General features: G+C 64.4%; 3 protein-coding genes and 1 pseudogene. All 4 read left to right on the top strand.

What is annotated here, in order from left to right; genetic code table 11:
* Positions 1-201: pseudogene (locus ACLP4W_RS00715) on the top strand (glycerol acyltransferase); the annotation flags it as partial.
* Positions 202-222: 21 nt separating this feature from the next.
* Positions 223-1848 carry an acyl-CoA ligase FadD12 gene (gene fadD12, locus ACLP4W_RS00710; RefSeq protein ID WP_442383136.1) on the top strand — a complete coding sequence of 542 codons (1626 nt, stop codon included), beginning with the start codon at positions 223-225 and terminating at the stop codon, positions 1846-1848.
* Positions 1849-1906: 58 nt separating this feature from the next.
* Complete coding sequence (locus tag ACLP4W_RS00705) at positions 1907-4918, top strand: protein kinase domain-containing protein (protein ID WP_442383134.1); 3012 nt, start codon at positions 1907-1909, stop codon at positions 4916-4918.
* 156 nt (positions 4919-5074) lie between these two features.
* On the top strand, positions 5075-5614 hold a 540-nt coding region (locus ACLP4W_RS00700; RefSeq protein ID WP_442383132.1), incomplete at its 3' end, for an NAD-dependent epimerase/dehydratase family protein.

Raw genomic sequence — 5614 nt, 5'->3', positions numbered from 1 at the left:
CCGTTCGGCCTGAACGTGGCGATCCCACTCAACCTGCCGCTACCCACCAAGATCGTCACCCAAGTGCTGAAGCCGATCGACATTGCCGACCAGTTCGGTGAGAATCCTGATGTCGACGAGGTCGATGCACACGTGCGCTCGGTGATGCAGATGGCTCTCGACCGGCTGGCGCGTGAGCGTCGGTTTCCCGTGGTCGGTTAGGTGATGGCGATGCCGGAGCGCATGAAACAGACCCGAGAGCTGTTCGGCACGATGCGGCGGGCGCGGATGATCGCCCCGCTCAGGCCGGACAAGTACTTTCGGATCGGCGCCGCAGGGCGACGCGAGGGCATGACGGAGACAATCGGTTTCGCGATCGCGGCGCGGCGGTGCCCGGATCGTGCGGGCTTGATCGACGAGCTCGGCACCCTGACGTGGCGCCAGCTCGATGAGCGGTCCGACGCACTTGGCGCCGCGTTGCAGGCGCTATCGGGTGGAGCGGCTCCCAAGACCGTTGGCATCATGTGCCGCAATCACCGCGGCTTCGTCGAGGCGCTGGTCGCGGCCACTCGAAGCGGTGCCGATGTGGTGTTGCTGAACACGTCATTCGCGGGGCCGGCGCTGGCCGAGGTGGTCAAGCGGGAGGGTGTGGACACCGTCATCTACGACGAAGAGTTCACCGCCGCGGTCGACCAAGCGCTCGTCGGCAATCCCGCCGCCGCGCGGATCGTCGCATGGACCGATGACCCGTCAATCCGTGACGTCACGGTCGAGAAGCTGATCGCCGCGCACGTCGGCCAGCGGCCCAAGCGTCTCGGCAAGGGCAAGCTGATCCTGTTGACCGCGGGCACCACCGGCACACCGAAGGGCGCCAAGCGCTCCGGCGGCGGGCCGGAGGCGCTACTGGCGATCCTGAGGGGGGTGCCGTGGCGTGCCGAGGAGACCACGGTGGTGGTGGCGCCGATGTTTCACGCGTGGGGCTTTGGTCAGCTGGTTTTCTCGGCGATGATGGCGTGCACGGTGGTCACCCGCCGCAAGTTCGACCCCGAGGCCACCCTGGAGTTGATCGACCGGTATCGGGCCACCGGGCTCGGGATGGTGCCGGTGATGTTCGACCGCATCATGGACCTGCCAGAGGCGGTCCGCAATCGTTACGACTGCCGGTCGTTGCGCTTTGCCGCGGCCTCGGGATCGCGGATGCGGCCCGACGTCGTGACCGCGTTCATGGACCAGTTCGGCGACGTGATCTACAACAACTACAACGCCACCGAGGTCGGCATGGTTGCCACGGCCACGCCGGCAGACCTGCGCGCGGCGCCCGACACCGCCGGGAAGCCGGTCGAGGGCGCACATATTCGCATCCTCGACGACAAATTCCGCGACCTCCCCACCGGGGAGGTCGGTCAGATCTTCGTGCGCAACACCACCCAATTCGATGGCTACACCTCCGGCACGACCAAAGATTTCCATGACGGCTTCATGGCCTCGGGTGATATGGGCTATCTCGACGAGGCCGGGCGGCTATTTGTAGTGGGCCGCGATGACGAGATGATCGTCTCCGGCGGCGAGAACGTCTACCCGACCGAGGTGGAGACGATCCTGGCGGCGCATCCCGACGTCGCGGAGGCGGCGGTGATCGGCGTGGACGACCAACAGTTCGGCCAGCGGCTGGCGGCGTTCGTCGTGCTCGAGCACCGGGGATCAGTCACCCCTGAGCTGCTCAAGCAGCATGTGCGGGAGAACCTCGCCAACTACAAGGTGCCTCGCGAGATCATGATGCTCGACGAGCTGCCCCGTAGCAGCACCGGCAAGATCGTGCGTCGTGAACTACGGGCACTGGTCGGCGCCGCGGCCAGCGATCGGGGTTAGCGCGCGGCCGTGGGGCGCTACCCGGGTTTATGCTGAGCCGATCGCAGGGAAGCGGTGAATGGTCAGCGATCCGTTGAAGACGCAGCGCGACGTGGGTTACGCCGTCGCCTCGGAGTTGCGTGCCGTCGGGCTAGATGACGCCGAGGAAATCGGGCGTGGCGGTTTCGGCATTGTGTATCGGTGCACCGAGTCCGCTCTGGACCGGGTCGTCGCAGTAAAGGTCCTTACCGGCGAGCTGGACGAGGATCGGCAGCGTTTTCTTCGCGAGCAACGTGCTATGGGCCGGCTTGGCGACCACCCGAATATCGTCGCCGTGCTGCGGGTCGGCGAAACCGAGAGCGGCTACCCCTACCTGGTCATGAAGTATCACAAACGAGGTTCGCTCGATGCCCGGATCCGTCGACATGGTCCGCTGCCATTGCACGAGGTGCTGCGGCTGGGGGTGAAGATGGCCGGCGCGCTGGAGACGGCGCATCAAATCGGCGTTCTGCACCGGGATGTCAAGCCCGGAAATATTTTGTTCACCGACTACGGCGAGCCGGCGTTGACCGATTTCGGCATCGCGCACATTCCCGGCGGGTTCACAACCGCCAGCGGCACCTTCACCGGCTCGCCGGCGTTCACCGCTCCGGAGGTTCTCAGCGGCGAGCCACCGACCACCGCATCGGACGTGTACGGCCTTGGGGCCACCCTGTTTTCCGCACTTACCGGGCACGCCGCCTTCGAACGCCGTAGTGGCGAACAGGTAGTGACGCAGTTCCTGCGGATCGCCACCGAGTCGGCCCCCGATCTGAGAGATCGCGGCATCCCAGAGGACGTCTCCATAGCCGTCGAACGTGCGATGTCGCGTGATCCCCGGGACCGGCCATCCGTGTTGGCGTTAGGGCAAGAGCTCCAGCAGATTCAACGGAATCACGGCTTCGCCGTTGACCAGATGGCGTTGCGTGCCGAATCCGATGCGGAACCGTCAGTGCAGCAGTCAGCGGCGAGCGCCGACAGCGGCCGGACTAGGGGCAATCTGCCGCTTGAGCTGACCAGTTTCGTGGGTCGCAGCACCGACTTGGAAGACCTGAAGCGTCTGTTGGCGCAGTCGCGTCTGGCGACGCTGACCGGGATCGGCGGTGTCGGCAAGACCCGCTTGGCGCTGAGAGCCGTAGCGGACATGCAGACGGATTTCCCCGACGGGGTATGGCTGGTGGAATTGGACGAGTTGCGCGACCCGTCATTGCTGGTGGACGTGGTAGCCGCGGCATTGGGTCTACGAGATCAGCCGGCCCGACCGTTGCAGGACGTGGTGATGGACTTCTTGTCCGCGCGTGAATTGCTGCTCGTGCTTGACAACTGCGAGCAGGTGATCGATGCGGTCGCGCAGTTCGTCGAATCGCTCTTGCGGGTCTGTGCAAAGGTGCGGATCCTGGCAACCAGCCGCGAACCCCTTGGCGTGGCAGGGGAACGCGTGCTGCCGTTATTGCCCCTTGCGTGTCCGGATGTGGACTCCGAGCCTACGCTCCGCGGGCTTTCCGGATTCGACGCGGTGGCGTTGTTCGCCGAGCGCGCTGCTGCCGCGGTACCGGGTTTTGAACTCAGCGACGAGAACAAGGAGACCGTGGCGCGGATCTGCTCTCGGCTGGACGGCCTGCCTCTGGCGATCGAGCTGGCGACGGCGCGGCTAAAGGCGATGACGCCCAAACAGATCCTGGAGCGGTTGTCGTCCAGATACACGCTATTGAGCCGAGGGCACCGTGGTGCACCGGCCCGGCAACAGAACCTGGGTTGGAGCATCGGGTGGAGTTACGACCTGTGCACGCCCGCGGAACAGCAGCTGTGGAGAAGGCTGTCGGTTTTTGCGGGAAGCTTCGAACTTGATGCTGCGGAAGACATCTGCGGCGACGGGCTCGACCCCAACGAGCTTGTCGATCTGTTGTCCTCGCTGGTGGACAAGTCGATTCTCGTCCGAGCCGAAGCACGCGGCGTGATTCGTTTCCGGTTACTCGAAACACTGCGCGCCTTCGGCCGAGAGAAGATCGAGCAAACCGGCGAATACCACGAACTGCGCAGACGGCACCACGACTGGTACCACCGGTTAGTCGTTGAGGCGGAGGCCGGGTGGTTTAGTCCGCGCCAGCTGTGGTGGTTCAAACGCGTGGAGGCAGAGCTGCCGAATCTGCGTGAAGCGCTCGACTTCAGCCTTTCGCAGGGCGACGTGACGGCGATCCAAACGGCCGCCGCTCTGGTCCCGTTCTGGACGACCCGTGGTCTGTTCAGCGAAGGGCGCCGGTTGCTCGACCGCACACTTCAGGATGCGCCGCCGGACGCAAGCACAGACCGCGCCAAGGCGCTGTACGCGGCTACCATCCTGGCCGCGGTGCTGGGCGATATGTCGGCGGCAAGGGCTCGGGTGACGGAGGCTCGAGCTCTGGCCGAACAGTTGACCGATCCCTGTGCCCGTGCCTTCGTTTCCGTCGCGGATGGATTCACTGCGCTGCTCACCGGTGACCTCGAACGTTCACTGACCACTTTGGAGCCGGCAATCGACGCGACGAGTGATCTCAATGTGCTCTCAGTGGGGTTGATGAATCTCGGCTGGGCCCACGAGCTGCGCGGCGAACCGGCGCAGGCGCTGCCCTGGTACGAGAAGGCCCTTGCGCTTTCGGTATCACACGGTGAGTCGGTTTATCAGGCAAATGCGCTGTGGTCGATCGGAGTTGCGAAATGGCGACTGAACGAACGCGATAACGCAGTCCAACGGCTCAGGGAGGGCCTGCAGCTGGCGCAGGTGACGAATGATGCTCGGGTGGCGGCAGCATGCCTGGAGGCGTTGGCATGGATCGCCATGGAAGAGGACAACGCACGGTTTGCCGTCGTATTGACGAGTGCCGCGGAGTCCATGTTCCGTGCCGTTGGCACTGCGATGTTGAAGTTCCCTGACTTGATAGACCACCACCGCCGATGCGAACAACATGCCCGCGAAGCGCTCGGCGAGAGCGAATTCGAAGCAGCCCGTCGAGAAGGCGGCTCGCTGACGTTCGGCGAGGCCGTCGACTACGCGCTTGGCGACCAGGGCTCCTGACGATGGGTCTCTGCGAAGCTGACCGCATTGTGAACCCGTCCCAGTCCTAGTCAGTGAAACACCTGTCCGTCTGGTCGTCGCCGCGGTGCTACAACAGAGTGTCCGGACATGCGGTTGTGACCTGACACCGATAAATGGTTCAGGAAAGGGATTTTCGTGCAGATTGCCGTGACGGGAGGAACCGGATACGTCGGCGCTCATATTGTGCGTGCCTTGCTAGCAGCCCACCACAGCGTCCGCCTGCAGTTCCGGGCAAAAAGGGGGCACGACGAGCTGCTGCGGAGGCTGTCCGACCTGGGCGATGTGACGCCCATAGAGGGCGATGTCCGCGACGCTGTGGCCGTAGCGGAATTGCTCGACGGCTGTGACGCGTTGGTGCATGGCGCCGGCGTCGTCGGTACCGACAATCGGCAAGAAGAGCTGATGTGGGAGATAAACGCTTACGCCACCGAATCGGGAATGCGGCTTGCAAATGACCGGGGCCTGGACCCGATCGTGTCGGTCAGCAGTTACACGGCGTTGTTTCCGCCACCGGGCCCCGTGATCGGTCCGGACACTCTACCGGCAAAGGGCCGCTCGGCCTACGCGAAAACGAAGGCCTACGGGGATCGGGTCGCCCGCAGGATGCAGAGCGATGGAGCTCCAGTCGTAGTCACCTATCCGTCCAGTGTGGTGGGCCCGGCGTTTTTCACAGTG

Origin of the sequence: Mycobacterium sp., assembly GCF_052145595.1 — a bacterium.
Lineage (GTDB): Bacteria > Actinomycetota > Actinomycetes > Mycobacteriales > Mycobacteriaceae > Mycobacterium.
Note: the sequence above shows the minus strand (reverse complement) of the source record. Positions and strands in the feature narration are given on the sequence as shown.